This window comes from Microbacterium sp. 69-10, assembly GCF_001897945.1.
Classification (GTDB): domain Bacteria; phylum Actinomycetota; class Actinomycetes; order Actinomycetales; family Microbacteriaceae; genus Microbacterium.
Window position 1 is genome coordinate 22,098 of record NZ_MKRT01000001.1, and the last position, 534, is coordinate 22,631.

1 protein-coding gene is annotated in these 534 nt (G+C 66.9%); it reads left to right on the forward strand.

Features of this window, described 5'->3' with window-relative positions; genetic code table 11:
- Positions 1 to 274: 274 nt before the first annotated feature.
- Positions 275 to 534: hypothetical protein (locus tag BGN97_RS00130; RefSeq protein WP_292696920.1), on the forward strand; the 260-nt coding region annotated here is incomplete at its 3' end.

The window sequence follows — 534 nt, forward strand, 5'->3', positions numbered from 1 at the left end:
CGTGATCACGGGCATCCCCATTCTATCCGCGCGGCAATCGTCGACCAGTCGGGCACGATCCACCGGGGTGTTCGGAATCGTTCGGCATTCGCCCCGCATCTGCGCCCGCTGCGCCTGTGACTGATCTACTGCTGATCACCGGTTTGCATCCGGGGCTCTCGCCTGACGTCAGCTCCGGGCACGCCGACGAGGGTTGAGGCAGAGAGGGATGACATCCATGTTGGGCAGAACAGCCGCACGACCGGCACGAGTGATGAAACGAGTGGCGGCCGCAATGCTGGCAGTGCTGCTCGCGGCGGCCGGAGTCGCGGCCGGGAGCACTATGGCTCAGGCCGCACCCGCAGCACCGGTCGGTCATTACTCAGGCACGATCTCCGGCGGCGGCCGCACCGTCGGCTTCGACCTCGGCGCCGACGGCACCATCTCCCGGTTCACGGCGAACGTATACATCTACTGCGGCACGAGCGTGCAGCCGGTGCCGTGGCCGTGGGATGGCAATACGCCGATCCCCGTCTCCGACGACGGCACGTGGAA